Annotated in this window: 17 protein-coding genes; 1 reads left to right on the top strand and 16 read right to left on the bottom strand. The window is 46.9% G+C overall.

The window, feature by feature from the left end; all coding sequences use genetic code 11:
• From PPA03S_RS08510 to rplS, 5 genes are all read right to left on the bottom strand, one after another.
• A partial coding sequence (locus tag PPA03S_RS08510; protein ID WP_501193426.1) for a TP0910 N-terminal domain-containing protein occupies positions 1–1,172 on the bottom strand: 1,172 nt, incomplete at its 3' end.
• Positions 1,173–1,205: 33 nt separating this feature from the next.
• Positions 1,206–1,910, bottom strand: coding sequence for a ribonuclease HII (rnhB, locus tag PPA03S_RS08515; RefSeq protein ID WP_068964024.1), 705 nt, complete (start codon positions 1,908–1,910; stop codon positions 1,206–1,208).
• A 397-nt stretch (positions 1,911–2,307) separates the two neighbouring features.
• Complete coding sequence (gene ylqF / locus PPA03S_RS08520) at positions 2,308–3,171, bottom strand: ribosome biogenesis GTPase YlqF (protein ID WP_062321814.1); 864 nt, start codon at positions 3,169–3,171, stop codon at positions 2,308–2,310.
• 179 nt (positions 3,172–3,350) lie between these two features.
• Entirely contained in the window at positions 3,351–3,971 is a 621-nt protein-coding gene (lepB, locus tag PPA03S_RS08525; RefSeq protein WP_062321815.1) for a signal peptidase I, read from the bottom strand.
• 257 nt (positions 3,972–4,228) lie between these two features.
• The gene (gene rplS, locus PPA03S_RS08530; protein ID WP_024630190.1) at positions 4,229–4,570 is read right to left on the bottom strand and encodes a 50S ribosomal protein L19; all 342 of its coding nucleotides are present in this window, start codon (positions 4,568–4,570) and stop codon (positions 4,229–4,231) included.
• A 488-nt stretch (positions 4,571–5,058) separates the two neighbouring features.
• On the opposite strand from rplS, the gene PPA03S_RS08535 reads away from it, so the two are divergent.
• Positions 5,059–6,024: a polysaccharide deacetylase family protein gene (locus PPA03S_RS08535; RefSeq protein WP_062321817.1), complete on the top strand. Its 966-nt coding sequence runs from the start codon at positions 5,059–5,061 to the stop codon at positions 6,022–6,024.
• 357 nt (positions 6,025–6,381) lie between these two features.
• Here PPA03S_RS08535 and PPA03S_RS08540 read toward each other — a convergent pair whose 3' ends face one another.
• From PPA03S_RS08540 to rnc, 11 genes are all read right to left on the bottom strand, one after another.
• On the bottom strand, positions 6,382–6,696 hold the full coding sequence (locus PPA03S_RS08540; RefSeq protein WP_439955829.1) for a hypothetical protein: 315 nt from the start codon (positions 6,694–6,696) through the stop codon (positions 6,382–6,384).
• Positions 6,677–7,444, bottom strand: a complete 768-nt coding sequence (gene trmD / locus PPA03S_RS08545) for a tRNA (guanosine(37)-N1)-methyltransferase TrmD (protein ID WP_062321819.1) — start codon at positions 7,442–7,444, stop codon at positions 6,677–6,679. Before trmD ends, PPA03S_RS08540 begins: the two co-directional genes overlap by 20 nt.
• Before the next feature lies 1 nt (position 7,445).
• Complete coding sequence (gene rimM, locus PPA03S_RS08550; protein ID WP_062321821.1) at positions 7,446–7,958, bottom strand: ribosome maturation factor RimM; 513 nt, start codon at positions 7,956–7,958, stop codon at positions 7,446–7,448.
• Between the two features lie 126 nt (positions 7,959–8,084).
• Positions 8,085–8,315, bottom strand: coding sequence for a KH domain-containing protein (locus tag PPA03S_RS08555; protein ID WP_024630185.1), 231 nt, complete (start codon positions 8,313–8,315; stop codon positions 8,085–8,087).
• Positions 8,316–8,338: 23 nt separating this feature from the next.
• Positions 8,339–8,611, bottom strand: a complete 273-nt coding sequence (gene rpsP, locus PPA03S_RS08560; RefSeq protein WP_024630184.1) for a 30S ribosomal protein S16 — start codon at positions 8,609–8,611, stop codon at positions 8,339–8,341.
• 54 nt (positions 8,612–8,665) lie between these two features.
• Complete coding sequence (gene ffh / locus PPA03S_RS08565; RefSeq protein ID WP_024630183.1) at positions 8,666–10,042, bottom strand: signal recognition particle protein; 1,377 nt, start codon at positions 10,040–10,042, stop codon at positions 8,666–8,668.
• Positions 10,043–10,107: 65 nt separating this feature from the next.
• A complete protein-coding gene (locus PPA03S_RS08570) occupies positions 10,108–10,458 on the bottom strand; it encodes a putative DNA-binding protein (RefSeq protein ID WP_062321823.1) in 351 nt (116 codons plus the stop codon).
• A gap of 260 nt (positions 10,459–10,718) precedes the next feature.
• The gene (gene trhA / locus PPA03S_RS08575) at positions 10,719–11,366 is read right to left on the bottom strand and encodes a PAQR family membrane homeostasis protein TrhA (RefSeq protein WP_062321825.1); all 648 of its coding nucleotides are present in this window, start codon (positions 11,364–11,366) and stop codon (positions 10,719–10,721) included.
• A gap of 134 nt (positions 11,367–11,500) precedes the next feature.
• Positions 11,501–12,514, bottom strand: a complete 1,014-nt coding sequence (gene ftsY / locus PPA03S_RS08580; protein ID WP_053783769.1) for a signal recognition particle-docking protein FtsY — start codon at positions 12,512–12,514, stop codon at positions 11,501–11,503.
• A 75-nt stretch (positions 12,515–12,589) separates the two neighbouring features.
• Positions 12,590–16,159, bottom strand: a complete 3,570-nt coding sequence (gene smc, locus PPA03S_RS08585; protein WP_062321827.1) for a chromosome segregation protein SMC — start codon at positions 16,157–16,159, stop codon at positions 12,590–12,592.
• A 189-nt stretch (positions 16,160–16,348) separates the two neighbouring features.
• Positions 16,349–17,047: a ribonuclease III gene (gene rnc / locus PPA03S_RS08590; protein WP_062321829.1), complete on the bottom strand. Its 699-nt coding sequence runs from the start codon at positions 17,045–17,047 to the stop codon at positions 16,349–16,351.
• Positions 17,048–17,051 lie beyond the last annotated feature (4 nt).

Below are 17,051 nucleotides of genomic sequence, written 5' to 3' on the forward strand. Positions count from 1 at the left end.
TTGGGCGCCAGCTGCGCTGCCGATGGAGCTGCTGGCGCCGCCTGCCCTGCTGCGGAAGCCGTTGCCCCCGCAGCAGCAGGCGTTTCACCGCGGCCGCCCACACGACCGGCCGCGCTCCCCTCAGGCTGGCCCGTAATCGTTCGGCCAGCCGCAGGATCCACAGCCGCCCCCGGCAAGCCCGGGCGGCTCCCAGCAATGCCCGCATCAGCTGCACGCGGGCTCTCACCAGGTATTCCGGTTCCCGCAGGAATACCTGACCCTATCTTGCCAGCAGTTTCAACATTGCTGGCCCCAGCCTTAAGCCCTGCAGTTTCAGCCTGCCTTGCTCCTGTCTGCCCGCTGCCCTTTAATGCACCACCTGCAGCATCCTCTGATCCATCAGCCAATGGAACAGCAGCTGGGGACGACCCAGTGAGTTGCCCTGCCAAACCAGACGTTCCGCCTATCACCCGCCCACCGCCTGACGCGGCTAACGTTTCTCCCGCCTGCTCTCCTCTTAAAGGTACAGGCAATCCACTCATTACGGGCGGCTTCACCGTAGCTGCCTGTTCACCAGTCGCTAACGTTTTCCCGGCTGTTTGGGTCAGCATGGATTCCAGCTGTTCAGCCAATCCCTTCAATAACTGATGCAGTGGCGGACCAAATACAGCCTGATGCAACCCCTTTACTGTTTCCGCTGTAACGGGTAAACCACGCTGAAAAGCAATACCTGTCGCCTGCACCCATTCTTCAACAGGAACCTGCGCAGGTTTGGCGGTCATCATATTTTGAACGGTAGCTATATTATCCTTGGTTAAGGGTAATCCGCTTCGCTGCATGGCTAACAGCAGTTCCCGATTCCCTTTGGTATCCGGCAAACCGACCTCCTGAAGCAAATTGTTCAAAGACGCCTGTGGCAGTTCGGCTAATGTACCCGTCAGCGGTTTCATTACCGTTATGCCATTCTCACCTGGAGGCTGTACCTGAAGCAGGGTCGTTTCGCCTGGTCGAAGTGGGGTTTCCAGTTTTGCACGCACCTGCACACCCTGAATCTGAAGAACCGCATCTGCTCCATCATCGGATACACTAACCACAGACCCTCGCACAACCTGACCTTCTTTTAACTCCAGTGGCTTGGCATTTCCCGGTTTACTATCCCCCAGCAACCCCCGAATCACTGAACTTATATTCATACTCTTCACCTTCCCTCCATGTAACGCGTCTAATTAAAATAAAGTGTGCTGCTCTCCCAGCAGGTTACCGAGAAAACTGCGGCGATGCATGGGTGTAGCACCAAGAGCCATAATTTGTTCACGGTGAAATTTCGTTGCATACCCCTTATGTATCGATAAACCATATTTCGGATATAACGTATCCCAATCCTCCTTGCAAAGCCGATCCCGAGTTACCTTGGCAATAATGGATGCTGCCGCAATGGATTGACTATTGGCATCCCCTTTAATAATGGACAACTGTGGAATATTTAGATCTACCTTTTCGGCATCCACAAACAAATAATCTGGAACACCTTCCAGTGCTTCCACTGCCCGTTTCATGGCAAGTCGTGCAGCCTGTTTAATATTAAGTTGGTCAATCGTCTCTGCGTCCGCATAACCGATCCCAACGGACAACGCTTTTTCCATAATAATGTCATATAATGCGTCCCGCTTCTTCTCTGTTAGTTTTTTGGAGTCATTGACCCCTTCCAGAACCAGACCCGGAGGCAAAATAACGGCTGCCGCTACGACATCCCCGAATAAACATCCCCGTCCCACCTCATCTATTCCCGCTATGCGTTCAAACCCACTTTCCCAATACTCACGCTCATAGATGAGTAGATCTTTAGGCTCCACCGATTCCTTTTTTTTCTTTTTCGGTTCAACCAGGGCATCCAGTTGCGTCAATTCGGTTAACTCATTTATTTCATTCATTACATTGTCATCTCCTCTGCCCACTCTTGCTTTAACATTACTTTTATATCGTTATATTATATAGACGTAGATTCCCTATTTTTGTTCTACCAAACCAATTAAAACTAGAAACAAATTGCTTTAAAGCATATATGATAATTCATGTGAGTTATTATTTTATCGGTATCTGATGGTTTAAATTGAAGATATTCAGCATTGAGCAGGCTAAAACTTCATCAATCATCATAGCATGATTTACGAGTCCCAGATATACGGCGCAAGACAATCCCACAAAGTACAATTTTCTAGAAACCACTTCCAGTTCAAGTACATTCTCCGATCCATAATCCAGCACGCTAAAAAGCGACCGCTCCCGGTAATCCGGTAACGGCCGCTTCTTTCGGCAATTGCTTTATATTTAATAAGGGGCTTCCATAGAGAAACGTCCCATTTTACCTGCACGCAGTTCACGCAGAAAAGCCCGCGACGCTTTTTCCAAATCGATACGTCCGCCACTCACAACGCAACCACGTATGCGACCCACTTGTTCCATGATCGCAATGACATTATCTGAATCATCCGCATCCTTGGAGAACTCCTGAAGTCCATATCTCTCTTCCAGGGAGTCCCAGTAGTAACGCATCAGATAACTAATACCGAAAAAGGCGATATCTTCTGCATTTAGAATCTCTTCCTTAATCGCACCTGTTACCGCTAAACGATACCCCACGTTTTGATCCTCGAATTTCGGCCAAAGAATACCCGGAGTATCCAGCAATTCCATTTCCTTACCAACCTTGATCCACTGTTGCCCTTTTGTAACACCGGGACGATCCCCTGTTGCTGCAATATTCCGTCCGGCAAGTCGGTTAATCAGTGTGGATTTACCCACGTTTGGAATACCAACAATCAGCCCGCGAACCGCTCGAGGGTTAATCCCTTTAGCCAGTTGACGGTCAATTTTTTCTTTAAGAAGAAGCTTGGCTTGTGTTGGAATGTCTTTCACATTGGTGCCTGTCGAAGCATCTACAGGAAAAGCAGTGATTCCTTCTTTTTTAAAATATTCAATCCATTCCTGCGTCACTTTCGCATCCGCCAAGTCAGATTTATTCAACAGAATCATCCGGGGTTTCCCCTGTAAAATCTCATCAATCATCGGGTTGCGGCTGGAGACAGGCAGACGGGCATCCAGCAGTTCGATGACCACGTCAATCAGCTTTAACTTATCCTGAATCTGGCGTCTGGCTCGGGTCATATGACCTGGAAACCATTGAATCGTCACCTTGTCTTCACCTCATTATTTGTTGATATACAAGCTGGACCATAAAATCCGCATGAAGGCGAGTCTGTTCATTGAAAGCAGCCTTATTACAAGTACTTTCCGCTCTTCAGGATCAGATTGGCTCTGCCCTCTCCTTATCATGTGCATTTTATTTTTTGCTTATATATCCTGCATTCATATTAATGGTTAATCCACTTGATATCACCGATCGGCCAGAAAATCACATCTGCACGACCTACAATATCCTTCAGCGACACATAACCAATCATGCGGCTATCTGTACTGTTCGGACGATTATCGCCCATGACAAAAACATGGCCCTCAGGTACTTTCCCATCCGGGAATTGTTCATTCGGGAAATCCTTCACGTTATAGGTTCCGCCATTCGCTTCTGCAGCATCGATAGCTCCCTGAATATAAGTCTCATCGACTTTTTTACCATTGACCAGAACCGTATCGTCCTGAACCTCAACGGTATCTCCAGCGACAGCAATGACGCGTTTAATGAAATCACGGCCCTCAGATGGAACGTGGAATACAATAACTTCCCCGCGCTGCGGTTCCCTAATATCATACAAAATCTCATTGACGATCACACGTTCACCTGTATGAAAATTCGGCTGCATGGAAGGTCCATCCACAACAAACGGTTTGAACAGCAACCACCGAATCAAAATGACAAGTACTAATGCGATCACGATGGCTTTGAGCCATTCAACAATTTCATTTTTGGCTTTTTTGGATCGACTGCCTTTCTCTTCGGCAGCATTGCCCTGGTCTTGTTGAACTTCCTGTTCCATTAATGATCTTCCTCTCTTCACAGTACATGTTATAGCAGTTTTTACACATCCATCAGTTATGTAATCTTTCACGCAAGCATTACCAGTACATTCAATCCACAATTCAAATGTCCTTCAATAACTGATTTCACAAGCCTCCCGGACTATTCGCACGTGTGCCGCCATACCATTTTACTCGGAAGTGTACCCCCGGTTCAACTTTTCCCGGACAAAAACGAAAAGGGCTTGTCTCCAAGCCCTCTCCGGTATCCGTTATATTAACGAATTTCTTTAATTCTCGCTGCTTTACCGCGTAGTTCACGAAGATAATAAAGCTTCGCACGACGCACTTTACCACGGCGAGCCACTTCGATTCTATCGATTTTAGGGGAATGAAGCGGGAAAGCTCTTTCCACACCTACACCGTAAGAAATTTTACGAACTGTAAAAGTCTCACTGATTCCACCACCACGGCGTTTAATCACAACACCTTCGAACAATTGGATACGCTCACGAGTTCCCTCGATTACCTTAACGTGCACTTTCAAAGTGTCACCAGGACGAAAACTCGGAATATCCTTACGAAGTTGTTCTTGTGTAATCGCTTGAACGATATTCATCTATGACTCCCTCCTTCCGTACAGGCGTTCATACTTCTTCCAGAGATCACCTTGTCTCCTTCATTATCCATAGAGGACCGCCGTATTCCACATAACAGACTTATTGTATCACGCAGCATATCAAAACACAAGAATAAATATACATATTGCTGATGAACCAGACACAAATCTTTAATTTCATGTTTAACGATGCTGTGATCTATGAAATAGTTTGCTAACCCCATCACTATATTCCTATTCTATTCTCATCACTCTCATTACAAACATCCCTGCAACTTTTGAACCGTATATGTTGTGTTCTCTTCTTCGGGATCAGAAAACCATGATCAGCTTTTTAATAAGTCAACCTTCTAAAAGGGAAAAATCCTGTAACTTTATGTTATGCAAGATCGTTTATGATATAGCTTGTGGAATGATGTGGTGGATTATGCACCTTTTGTTTCAAAAAAAAGAAGAGATAACCATGTAAAAGGAGAACCCGTTAACCTATGAAACGCTGGAAAAAAATCATTCTTGCCGCACTCGCTTTATTGACTTGCACCGTTACAATGTACGCATACGCCGTCACTCACCCTACCAATGCCATATCCCACAAAGCATGTACGTCCTGGGATATGGTCAAACGTAAGGCGTTTCTAATGTCTCACTCCGACTATTCCAGCAAGCCTGTACTGGATTTGGCCACCTTTCAGATTAAGCAAGGTACAGCGACCGAAGTTCCTGTGCTCATGTATCATTACATAGAGCCTAAAGTGAACAATCGTGAAACAGGCAACAAATCGATCATTAACCTGGAAGACTTTGAAGAAAATATGAAATATCTGCACGAAGAAGGTTATCACACGATTACGCTGGAACAACTTGAACAATACGTCAACGGACAGATCTCATTGCCCCGAAAATCCATTGTCATCACCTTTGATGATGGATACCAGAACAATTATACGTTAGCTTACCCTGTTCTCAAAAAATATAATTTCCATGCTTCCCTGTTTGTTATTGGCAGCAAAATTCAGGATCAGCCCTCGGACTTTGATCCCGCCAAAAAATCATTTATCTCCAAGCAGGAGATGCAGGCCGCTATGGATGTCTTTGAGTTTAATAGCCATACTTATAATTTGCATCATAAAGGTTTTATGCGTTGCGGTGACAACGTGCCTGTGGGACTTGATACAAGCCTGCTGAATGACGACATCAAGCTGATGAAAGAAAAGGGAATTGATACTCCATACTTGGCCTATCCGTTTGGATATACCAGCACACAGATGATCTATCAGCTGCAGCAAAATGGGTATCGTATGGCCTTTTCCGTTCGATCCGGATTTGTGCGTCCAGGGGATAATCCCATGAAGCTGCCTCGACTAACCGTTACCACTGGAACAGATCTGGCAGCATTGCTTCATCCTGAATCAGACCAGCAGGATACACTTCCTGTGGTAGAAATCAGTCATTAACTCTGATTCGCAACGTGGATTAATACGTCCCCGCCCATGAATAGAGTCAAGCTGTACAGCCTTTCCGGCTAAGCTGGACTCTTTCAGCTTATTGAAGAAATGTCGTGCCTCCGTTTCACATCCTTCCGGGGCTGCAAGTTGTACATGATCAAGACCATCAAAGTGATATGACATATATTCCCTACCTTTAGTTTCATTTAGTGAAACACAGTTACATCATAAAACATAATTTTATAACCATGTTAATGGAAATCCAGTTTTTTTCAATATTTCCCATATCAAAAAGACCAACCCTCTGGTCATACAGGCTGGTCTTTCAATCTTTCGAATTTCTAAGCGCTTATACCCTATATCCAATTACTCCGTGTTCTTTTCACGATCAGCACGAAGCTTGTTTAGCCAAATTCGTTCTTTATCGGTCAAGTCCGCCTTGTCCAACATATCCGGTCTGCGTTCCAGCGTGCGGAGCAAGGACTGTTCCCTGCGCCATGCCTCGATATTTAGGTGATGTCCAGATAATAGCATATCCGGCACCTTCATCCCTCTGAATTCAGGAGGACGGGTGTAGTGCGGGTATTCCAGCAAACCAGTACTGAATGAATCCGTAACTGCGCTCGTTTCATTACCAAGCACCCCCGGAATAAGGCGTACATTACTCCGTGTTCTTTTCACGATCAGCGCGAAGCTTGTTTAGCCAAATTCGTTCTTTATCGGTCAAGTCCGCTTTGTCCAACATATCCGGTCTGCGTTCCAGCGTGCGGAGCAAGGACTGTTCCCTGCGCCATGCCTCGATATTTAGGTGATGTCCAGATAATAGCATATCCGGCACCTTCATCCCTCTGAATTCAGGAGGACGGGTGTAGTGCGGGTATTCCAGCAAACCAGTACTGAATGAATCCGTAACTGCGCTCGTTTCATTACCAAGCACCCCCGGAATAAGGCGTACGATGCTGTCAATTGCCACCATCGCTGGCAGCTCACCGCCAGTTAACACGTAATCACCAATCGACAATTCGTCTGTCACGAGAAATTCCCGGATACGCTCATCATAGCCCTCATAATGTCCACATATGAAGATCAGATGATCTTCCTGAACAAGTTCTTCTGCTTTTGCCTGTGTGAACGTCTCCCCTTGTGGGCACATGAGAATGATACGTGGCGGTTTCATCGTTGCTGCGGCTTCGCCGCGTTGCTCTAATACATCTTCGACAGCAGCAAAGATGGGATCTGGCTTTAATACCATACCTCCACCTCCGCCGTAAGGTGCATCGTCAACTGTATTATGCTTATTGGTCGCAAAATTTCGAAAGTTCGTTGCTCCCAGAGATACAAGCCCTTTGGTTTGGGCTTTACCCAGAATGCTGGTTCCGAACACGCCGTCAAACATTTCCGGGAAAAGGGTTAATACATCCACTTTCATGTTACAGCAGCCCTTCCATCAAATGAATCTTGACCTGCTGCTGCTCGATATCCACATCAAGCACGACATCATCAATAACCGGAATCAGAACTTCTTTACCTGCTGGCGTTTTGACAACCCATACGTCATTGGCACCTGGAGTCAAGATTTCAGAGATCGTTCCGAGCGTTTCACCCTCTTCGGTGATCACAGAACACCCAATGATTTGATGGAAGTAGTACTCACCTTCCTCCAGCTCAGCCAAATTTTCTTTCAACACCTTGGCCATGCCACCCTTAAACTTTTCTACTTCATTGATGTTTCCGTATTCTTTCAGATTAAGAATGTACATATTTTTATGCAAACGCGCAGATTCCACTTGAACTAATACGGGATGATTATCCGGTGTAAAAAGATACAATTCCGCACCTTTAGCGAACCGTACTTCCGGGAAATCGGTTAAAGGCATAATTCTCAACTCACCACGAATGCCGTGTGTATTGACGATCTTACCTACATTCATAAACTCTGCCATAAGTTCCTCCTGCAATCCATTCATATTGGTACTCATACTTGACGAGCTATTTCAATCCTATTATTTAAGTTTCAGCATGCACGAAAAGGGGCTAGGACATGCATCCTAACCCCCTTTCGTATATCTTTAAGATATGATATCGACGGTTACCCGTTTATCCATCTTAACTGCTGCTGATGTGACGACCGTACGAAGAGACTTTGCGATTCGTCCCTGTTTACCAATCACTTTCCCAACATCGTCAGGGTGAACGGTTAACTCATATACGACAAGCCGATCTTTCTCAACCGTCCGAACCGCCACATCTTCCGGATGATCGACCAAAGCCTTAGCAATTATGCTTACTAATTCTTCCATAGATGACCCTCCGAATCAGCACCTTATTTAGTCAATTTAGACTCGTGGAACTTCTTCATCACGCCCGCTTTGCTCAGCAAGTTGCGGACAGTGTCGGATGCTTGCGCACCGTTTTGAAGCCATTGCAATGCTTTATCTTCATCGATCTTAACAACAGCCGGTTGTTCAACCGGGTTGTAGTAACCGATCTCCTCGATAAAACGACCGTCACGTGGGGAACGGGAATCCGATACCACTACGCGGTAGAAAGGAGCTTTGTGAGCACCCATACGTTTCAGACGAATACGAACTGCCATTTGAAAATTCACCTCCTTCAATGAAATCTGTATATCGTTCAGCTGCCATTGGAATCAACGGAAAGGAAACTTCATTCCTTTGCCCAGACCCTTAAGCTGCTTCATCGCTTTGTTTTTGCCGCCTTTAGGTCCCATCATATCCGAGAACTGTTTCATCATGCGGCGCATCTCATCAAATTGCTTGATCAGACGGTTTACTTCGGCCAGAGATGTTCCACTACCTGTAGCAATCCGTTTCCGGCGGCTGTGGTTAATCATATCCGGGTTACGTTTCTCCTCGGTCGTCATGGAGTACACGATCGCTTCGATCCGTCCCATCTGCTTATCATCAACCTTCAGATCTTTGGCTTGTTTCATCTTGCCCATGCCAGGAATCATATCCATGATCTGATCGATTGGCCCCAGCTTCTTCACTTGATCCATCTGCTCCAGGAAATCTTCGAACGTGAATTCTGCATTACGCATCTTACGTTCCATTTCCTTGGCTTTTTCGGTATCGATGTTGGACTGTGCTTTCTCAATCAGAGAGAGCATGTCACCCATACCCAGAATACGAGAAGCCATACGCTCTGGATGGAAAGGCTCAAGTGCATCAAGTTTCTCTCCCAGGGAGGCAAACTTGATTGGACAACCGGTAACGGCTTTAACAGAAAGCGCAGCACCACCACGCGTATCTCCATCAAGCTTAGTCAGAACTACGCCGGTCAGATCAAGCTGCTGGTTAAAGTGTTCTGCCACATTGACCGCATCCTGACCTGTCATGCTGTCCACGACAAGCAATACTTCATCCGGGTTCACTACGCTGTGAATCTGACGAAGTTCTTCCATCAGTTCTTCATCGACATGCAGACGTCCAGCTGTATCGATAATGACATAGTCATTACCATTATCCTTCGCGTGCTGCAGACCCTGACGTGCGATCTCTACAGGGCTTGTCTGATCTCCCAGTGTAAATACTGGCGCTTTGATCTGCTCACCGAGTACTTGCAGCTGCTTGATCGCTGCTGGACGATAAATATCTCCTGCAACAAGTAACGGTCTGCTATTTTGCTTTTGCAGCATCTTGGCCAGTTTACCGGATGTGGTCGTTTTACCTGCACCCTGCAAACCAACCATCATCAGTACCGTAGGCGGTTTGTTGGCTTTGGCCAGCTTCGACTGGCTTCCACCCATCAAATCCGTCAGTTCCTTGTTTACGATGTCGATAATGACCATTCCGGGCGTGAAGCTTTCCATCACTTCTTTGCCAACAGCCTTCTCTTTCACCTTGGCGATGAATTCCTTGACCACTTTGAAGTTTACATCCGCTTCGAGCAATGCCAGACGTACCTCGCGCATCGCTTCGGCAACATCTTCATCAGACACCTTGCCTTTGCCGCGCAGCTTGCTGAACACATTCTGCAATCGGGTCGTTAATCCTTCAAATGCCATGATCCCACCTCCTTAAGCTGTAATACTGTTTTCAGGACCGATACGTTTCGTTCAACTCTTACAAACTATTCTCTGAGCTGATGAATAATATCGTTTATTGGTTGGTTGTTATCAATGGAAACGCCTGCGCGCTCCAAAGCATGTTGTAACTCTTCAAGATTACGGTTGCGCCGTTCGTGCTTCTCCAGCAAACCAAGCTTGCTTTCGTAATTTTCCAGCACTTGTTCGGCACGCTTAATGTGCTCATATACCGCCTGGCGGCTGATCTCGAACTCGGCTGCAATCTCGCCAAGCGAGAAATCATCATGAAAGTAATACTTTAAAAAAGTCTGCTGTTTCTCGGTAAGTAACAATTCATAGAAAGCAAACAGCAAGTTAATCCGGTTTGTCTTCTCAAGCCGGTTTTCTTGACTCATATCGGGGCACTCCCTTCGTCAAGGAGAAACACTTTACACTCTTGCAACGTTCCTAATAATACCTAAAACAAATCAGGTTGTCAAGCAAAAATACTTGTCACAATGAAAACACCCATTTCACGCTCGTATTTCGTCCCCAAATGGTTGATTTCCATCTGTTATTTTCCTGAAAATATCATCTCATATCTCCTCATATAAAACAAAAAACGAATACGTCTCCACGGGTGGAGCCGATTCGCTTTATATTACCTTCCCCGCCTCTAGCGAAGAGGAGTCAGGTATAGTAATACCATAAAGAAATGAAGAATACTGCCTGCCAGCACAAAGAGATGCCAGATCGCATGGTGGTACGGAAAACCACGCCACACATAAAAAACCGTACCCAGCGTATACATCAGTCCTCCAGCAACCAGCAGCACGATTCCACCTGTAGGAATGGCAGCCACAAGCGGTTGCCAGGCAATAATGATAAGCCAGCCCATTGCAATATAGAAAATCGTGGACATGAATAGAAACTTTTTCGTAAAAAACGCCTTAAAGATCACGCCGAATAATGCGATTCCCCAGATTACACCGAACAGGCTCCAGCCGAGTGTGCCCCGAACAGCAATAAACAAAAGCGGAGTGTATGATCCCGCAATAAATAAATAAATGGAAGAATGGTCAAAAATCTCAAATAAATCTTTCATTTTGCCATCTTTCCATGCATGCACAAGTGTTGAGCTCGTATACAGCAGCAGCATCGTGATCCCATAGATCGTGAAACTGACCACATGCAGTGCCGTGCCTTTCAAACTGGAAACTACAATCAACAGCACCAGTGCAGCTACACTCAGCGCAGCGCCGATTCCATGAGTCACTGCATTGGCGACTTCTTCACGTCGGGAATAGGTATAGGTATTGGCCATATCAACCGTCCTTTCTTACCCTATTGGAATTGCCTGATTCATTCCATTATACACGTATTGCCACTGATATAACACGTGACACTTATCACGTATATCAGTGGCAATACGGTCTACAATATTGATTTATTTAACGACTACGAATTGGATTCCTCTTCTTCTGTGCTTTGCTCTGGCTGTTCCTGGATCAATCCCGCGAACAAAGCGTGCACGAATTGCTCTGAATCAAATGGTTGTAGATCATCGATTTTCTCACCTAGTCCCACGAGCTTCACTGGCAAGTCCAGCTCCTGACGGATCGCAACAACGATACCACCTTTGGCCGTTCCATCCAGTTTCGTCAGTACGAGGCCAGTCACGCCACTTTTCTCACCGAAAAGTTTAGCCTGATTCAAGGCATTCTGACCTGTAGTGGCATCCAGTACCATCAGTACTTCATGTGGAGCTTCCGGAATTTCACGTTGAATGACACGATAGATTTTGTTCAGTTCGTCCATCAGATTGGATTTATTCTGCAGACGGCCCGCTGTATCACAGAGCAACACATCAGCACCCCGCTGCTTCGCTGCCTGCACCGCATCATACATTACAGCTGCAGGGTCAGAACCTGACTGCTGCTTGATGACTTCCACACCGGCACGTTGCCCCCATACTTCGAGTTGTTCAATCGCTCCGGCGCGGAACGTATCGCCTGCTGCCATGATCACCTTTTTGCCCTGCTGCTTGAAGCGATGGGCCAGTTTACCAATCGTTGTCGTCTTACCAACACCATTAACTCCGACAAACAAAATGACCGTGATGCCATCCGGATTCATTTTCAGTTCATTATTCTGCTCCCCGCGGAGCAGATCCGTCAGTTTTTCGGACAATACAGGCTGTAGTTCAGCCGCATCCTCGATTTTGCGTTTTTTAACCTCATCACGCAGATCTTCGATCAGTTTCATGACCGTATTGACACCTACGTCGGCTCCAATCAGAATCTCTTCCAATTCTTCATAGAACTCCTCGTCGATTTTTTTGCGACGGATAACGAGATCCGACACTTTCTCTACAAGGCCTTTACGTGTCTTTTCCAACCCATCTTTGAACTGTTTGGTGACCGACTCCGTTTTGCTTGCAATGCTGTCTCTCAGCTTTTTAAAAAAACTCATAAAGCCCCTCCATCGTGTACATTTCTTGGTTTAAATGATATTAGATGAGTTCATGTGTGACAACCAACTCTAAGATCAGGCAATAACAGCTTCCTCATCTTCCAGTTTAACCGAAACGAGCTTGGATACTCCGCCCTCTTCCATTGTGACACCATACAGCACATCGGCTTCTTCCATTGTGCCTTTGCGGTGTGTAACAACGATGAATTGGGTTTGTTCCGAGAACTCACGTAAATACTGGGCAAAACGCACCACATTGGCTTCATCCAGCGCCGCTTCGACTTCATCCAGTACGCAGAACGGTACAGGCTTCACATGCAGAATGGCGAATAATAATGCCATTGCAGTCAACGCTCGTTCTCCACCGGATAATAACTGAAGGTTTTGCAGCTTCTTGCCTGGTGGCTGGGCGACGATATCAATGCCCGTTTCCAGCAGACGCTCAGGGTCCATCAAGACCAGATCCGCGCGTCCCCCGCCAAACAGCTTGGTAAACACCGTGCCGAACTCCCGACGAATCGCATCAAACGTCATCTTGAATCGTTTGGCCATCTCGTCTTCCATTTCCCGAATGACCTGATACAACGTTGTTTTCGCTTCAACCAAATCATTCTTCTGCGTGCTGAGGAATTCATACCGCTCATTGACCCGCTGGAATTCCTCAATCGCTCCCAGATTGACATCGCCTAGAGCAGTTATACTGCGCTTCAGTTTTTGAACCTCTGCCTGTGTGCTTTCCACATCTTCTGGCACAGGATAACGCTCTTTGGCAAGTTCATAGCCGAGTTCGTACTCATCCATTAGTTTGCGCAAAATATTCTCTAACTCAACGTCAAGTCTGTTCACGGAAATCTCTGTCTGGCGCATCTGCTCTTCCACAGCTTTCAGTTGTGTGCGCTGTTCCTTCGTTTCACTCTCGGCTAGCTCAAGCTTCTTCGACAACTCGCTTCGGGCAGCACGCTTGAAGTCCAGCTCCTGTGCAGATTCGGCTTTTTTCAGTTTGAAATGGTTCAGATCTTCAATCTGTTTAACACTCTCAGTCTCTGTTTTTTTCAGATCGGCTTCCATGGAGGCCAACAACGTACGATTTTGACGAAGATCCTTCACCAGTGAATCCACTTCGCGCTCCAGACGCCGTAATTGCTCCTCGTTGGAGAATCGCTCCTGATCCAGTTTCCCTTCTCGCACTTTCAGTTCGGTGAGCTGGGTCTGCAATTCCTCCTTCGCGGATTCATTCGCTTTACGCGCGAATTCTGCGGCATGAATAGCCCGATGGGTCGCCTTCTCTTCTTCTTCAAGCTGCTCCAGCTTCTTCACAGCGACATCGCGAGCTGTATCCATCTCTTTGATCTCTTCGGTAAAGCCGGTCTTCTCCTGCCCGGCTACCGCAACCTGTTCCAGTACATGACGCAGCTCATGCTCCACTTGCTTCATTTCCATCGAGGCTTGCTGCTCTGCATTTCGTGTGTCGTCCCCGGACTGACGCAGCTCGTCCAGCTTGTCCTGACACTGCTCCAATTGCGCTTTCACATCATCCACACTGCGATGTAATTTCACAATCTGATTTTCGGTGTCCATAATATCTTGATCGAGCTGGTCCAGCTGCCGTTTCCGACTAAGCAGACTCACATTTTTTTTATGCTGGCTACCACCCGTCATCGAACCACCCGCGTTCACCACATCGCCTTCCAGGGTTACCACCCGGAAACGATATTGGCAGCGAGCCGCGATTTTATTGGCATCCTCCAGCTTTTCCGCAATAATGACATTTCCGAGTAGGCTTCCAATGATCGCAGCATAACGGGAGTCATATTGTACAAGGTCCGCACCAATTCCCACAAAACCATCCATGCCTTCGATCATCGAACGTTCACCCGCACCAATGGTACGTGGACGAATAACATCCAGCGGGAGGAACGTAGCTCTGCCCAATTGACGTTGCTTCAGAAAAGTGATCGCCTGTCTGGAAACCGATTCATTCTCCATGACGACATGCTGCAGTGAAGCGCCCATCGCTGTCTCTACCGCAAGCTCGATCTTCTCGGGCACTTTAACGAGCTCTGCAACAGCTCCATGGACCCCGTTCAGTGTACCTTTGCGTGATGCTTTAAGAACTTCTTTGACACCCAGCATAAAACCGTCAAAATCATCCTGCATTTCTTTCATTGTATCGCGACGGGAAACCTGGGCTTCACGCTTCTGCTCCCATTTACGGACAGTTCCCCGGCTTTCCTCAAGCAGCTTCTGCAACGACTGGAGACGTTCACTTTCCGTAATATATCCACCGCGCAGATCACTGATTTCCTTGCCCAGACGAATGACTTTTTTTTCAATATCCGCTTTGCGGGCTTCCAGCGTTTCCTTTTGGCCTTCCCATTTGCCGGATTCCTCAGCCGCTCGATTCATTCGCCGCTCCAACGTTTCTTTCTGCTGGTCTGCGTAACGAATCTCATTTCGCGTCTGAGCCATCTGATTCATCAGTTCCAGCAAGTTGCCTTTAAGGCTTTCCTCCTGCTGTTGACTAATTCCGCCAGTAACACCGATGAGTTTGGCCTCTTCCTCGGACAGACGGTTTCTTACGTCATTTAGTTCAAGCTCAAGGTTGGCGAACTTTTCACGCAGTGCAAGTAACTCGGCCTCACGCTCCCGATGTCTCTCTTCACTCGCTGCAAGCGTCACTTTAAGCTGTTCCTGATTCGTTTGCAGATGACGTGAACGTTCCTTCAGCAGTTCCCCAAGCCCTTCGCTCTTCTCCGTTGCTTCACTGAATTGCAGTAAGGCGGATTGCAGCTGTTCTGTCTCCATTTCCAGCGTACGCAGTGCATTCCGGTCACTTTCCAGCTTGGCATCATGAGTGGATACGATGGCAGCCAATCCGACTTCTTCCTGTTTTAACGATTCAAGTCGTTGATTGGCTTTGCTCCAGGACGCATGAATCTGTTCGATCTGATACACATACATGGAGATTTCCTGTGATTTCAGCTGTCCACGCAATTCCTTGTAGTGGATGGCTTTCTCCGATTGTTCCTTTAACGGACCAATCTGGTCTTCCAACTCGGTGACCAGATCATGAATGCGCAATAAATTCTGTTCCGTCTCATCCAGTTTGCGTGTAGCATCCCGCTTCCGAGATTTATATTTAACAATACCTGATGCCTCTTCAAAGATCCCCCTGCGATCCTCTGAACGGGTACTCAGAATCTCTTCGATTCGTCCCTGCCCAATAATCGAGTAAGCTTCCTTGCCGATCCCGGTATCCATAAACAATTCCGTAATGTCCTTCAAACGGCACGACTGTTTGTTGATAAAATACTCGCTGTCTCCACTGCGATGCACACGACGCGTTACCGTTACTTCACCAAAATCCAAAGCAAGCGCATGGTCCTCGTTATCCAGCGTCAACGAAACTTCACCATAATTAACAGCCTTCCGTGCATCACTGCCGGCAAAGATGATATCTTCCATCTTCCCACCACGGAGTGATTTGGCGCTTTGTTCCCCAAGAACCCAGCGTATACCGTCTGAAATGTTACTTTTCCCACTTCCGTTCGGTCCCACAACAGCGGTTATGCCACGAACGAATTCCATTTCCGTTTTGTCGGCGAATGACTTGAATCCACCCAGTTCAATCCGTTTCAAAAACATAGGGTCTCCCGTCACCTCCTCTTGCAAATTTCAAGTGTTGCACTCAGCGCCTAGTTAACGGTCAGGATAACATGCCCTGAACCTCTTTACAAAAAAAAGAGCAAAAAGCAGTCCGGCCGATAAATTCCGCCAGGCGGACCCGCGGGCTGCTCTTTGCTCTTCGTTTGTCTATGCGCCTTACGGTAAAGCTCAGGCTTCCGGAAGCTTCAGTCGATCCAGTGCTGCGGATGCAGCCTGCTGCTCGGCTTCCTTTTTGGAACGTCCTGTACCTCTGCCAAGCCGTTCTTGACCCATATGGACCTCTGAGACAAACTCACGTTCATGGGCAGGACCCCGTTCCTCAACGATACGGTATTCCAACGCTCCCATATTGTGGTGCTGAGTGAGTTCCTGCAATTCCGTTTTGAAATCGCTCATTTGCAACTTGCTGCCCAGAACGATCAACGGAAATACATGCTGATCCAGAAATGTCCGGACAGGCGCCAATCCCTGATCCAGATATAATGCACCGATGAAAGATTCAAACACATCCGCCAGAAGAGCCGGCCTTGTTCGTCCTCCCGTCAGTTCCTCACCTTTACCAAGAAGTACATACTGTCCAAAACCCAATGCTTCAGCAAATTTGACGAGGGAAGGCTCACAGACAATCGATGCCCGCAGCTTAGTTAATTCACCTTCCGGGCGATTAGGATACAAATGATACAAGTATTCCGATACAGTCAGTTCCAGCACCGCATCGCCCAGAAACTCCAGGCGTTCGTTATCCTGATGCTGACTGAATCGGTGTTCGTTTACATATGAAGCATGGGTAAACGCTTGTTTTAAAAGCTGCCTGTTGTCAAATTTGATTTGAAGTTTGTGTTGTAACTGCTTCAGATCTTCACTCAAACGA

The organism is Paenibacillus pabuli NBRC 13638, from assembly GCF_001514495.1.
Classification (GTDB): Bacteria; Bacillota; Bacilli; order Paenibacillales; family Paenibacillaceae; genus Paenibacillus; species Paenibacillus pabuli.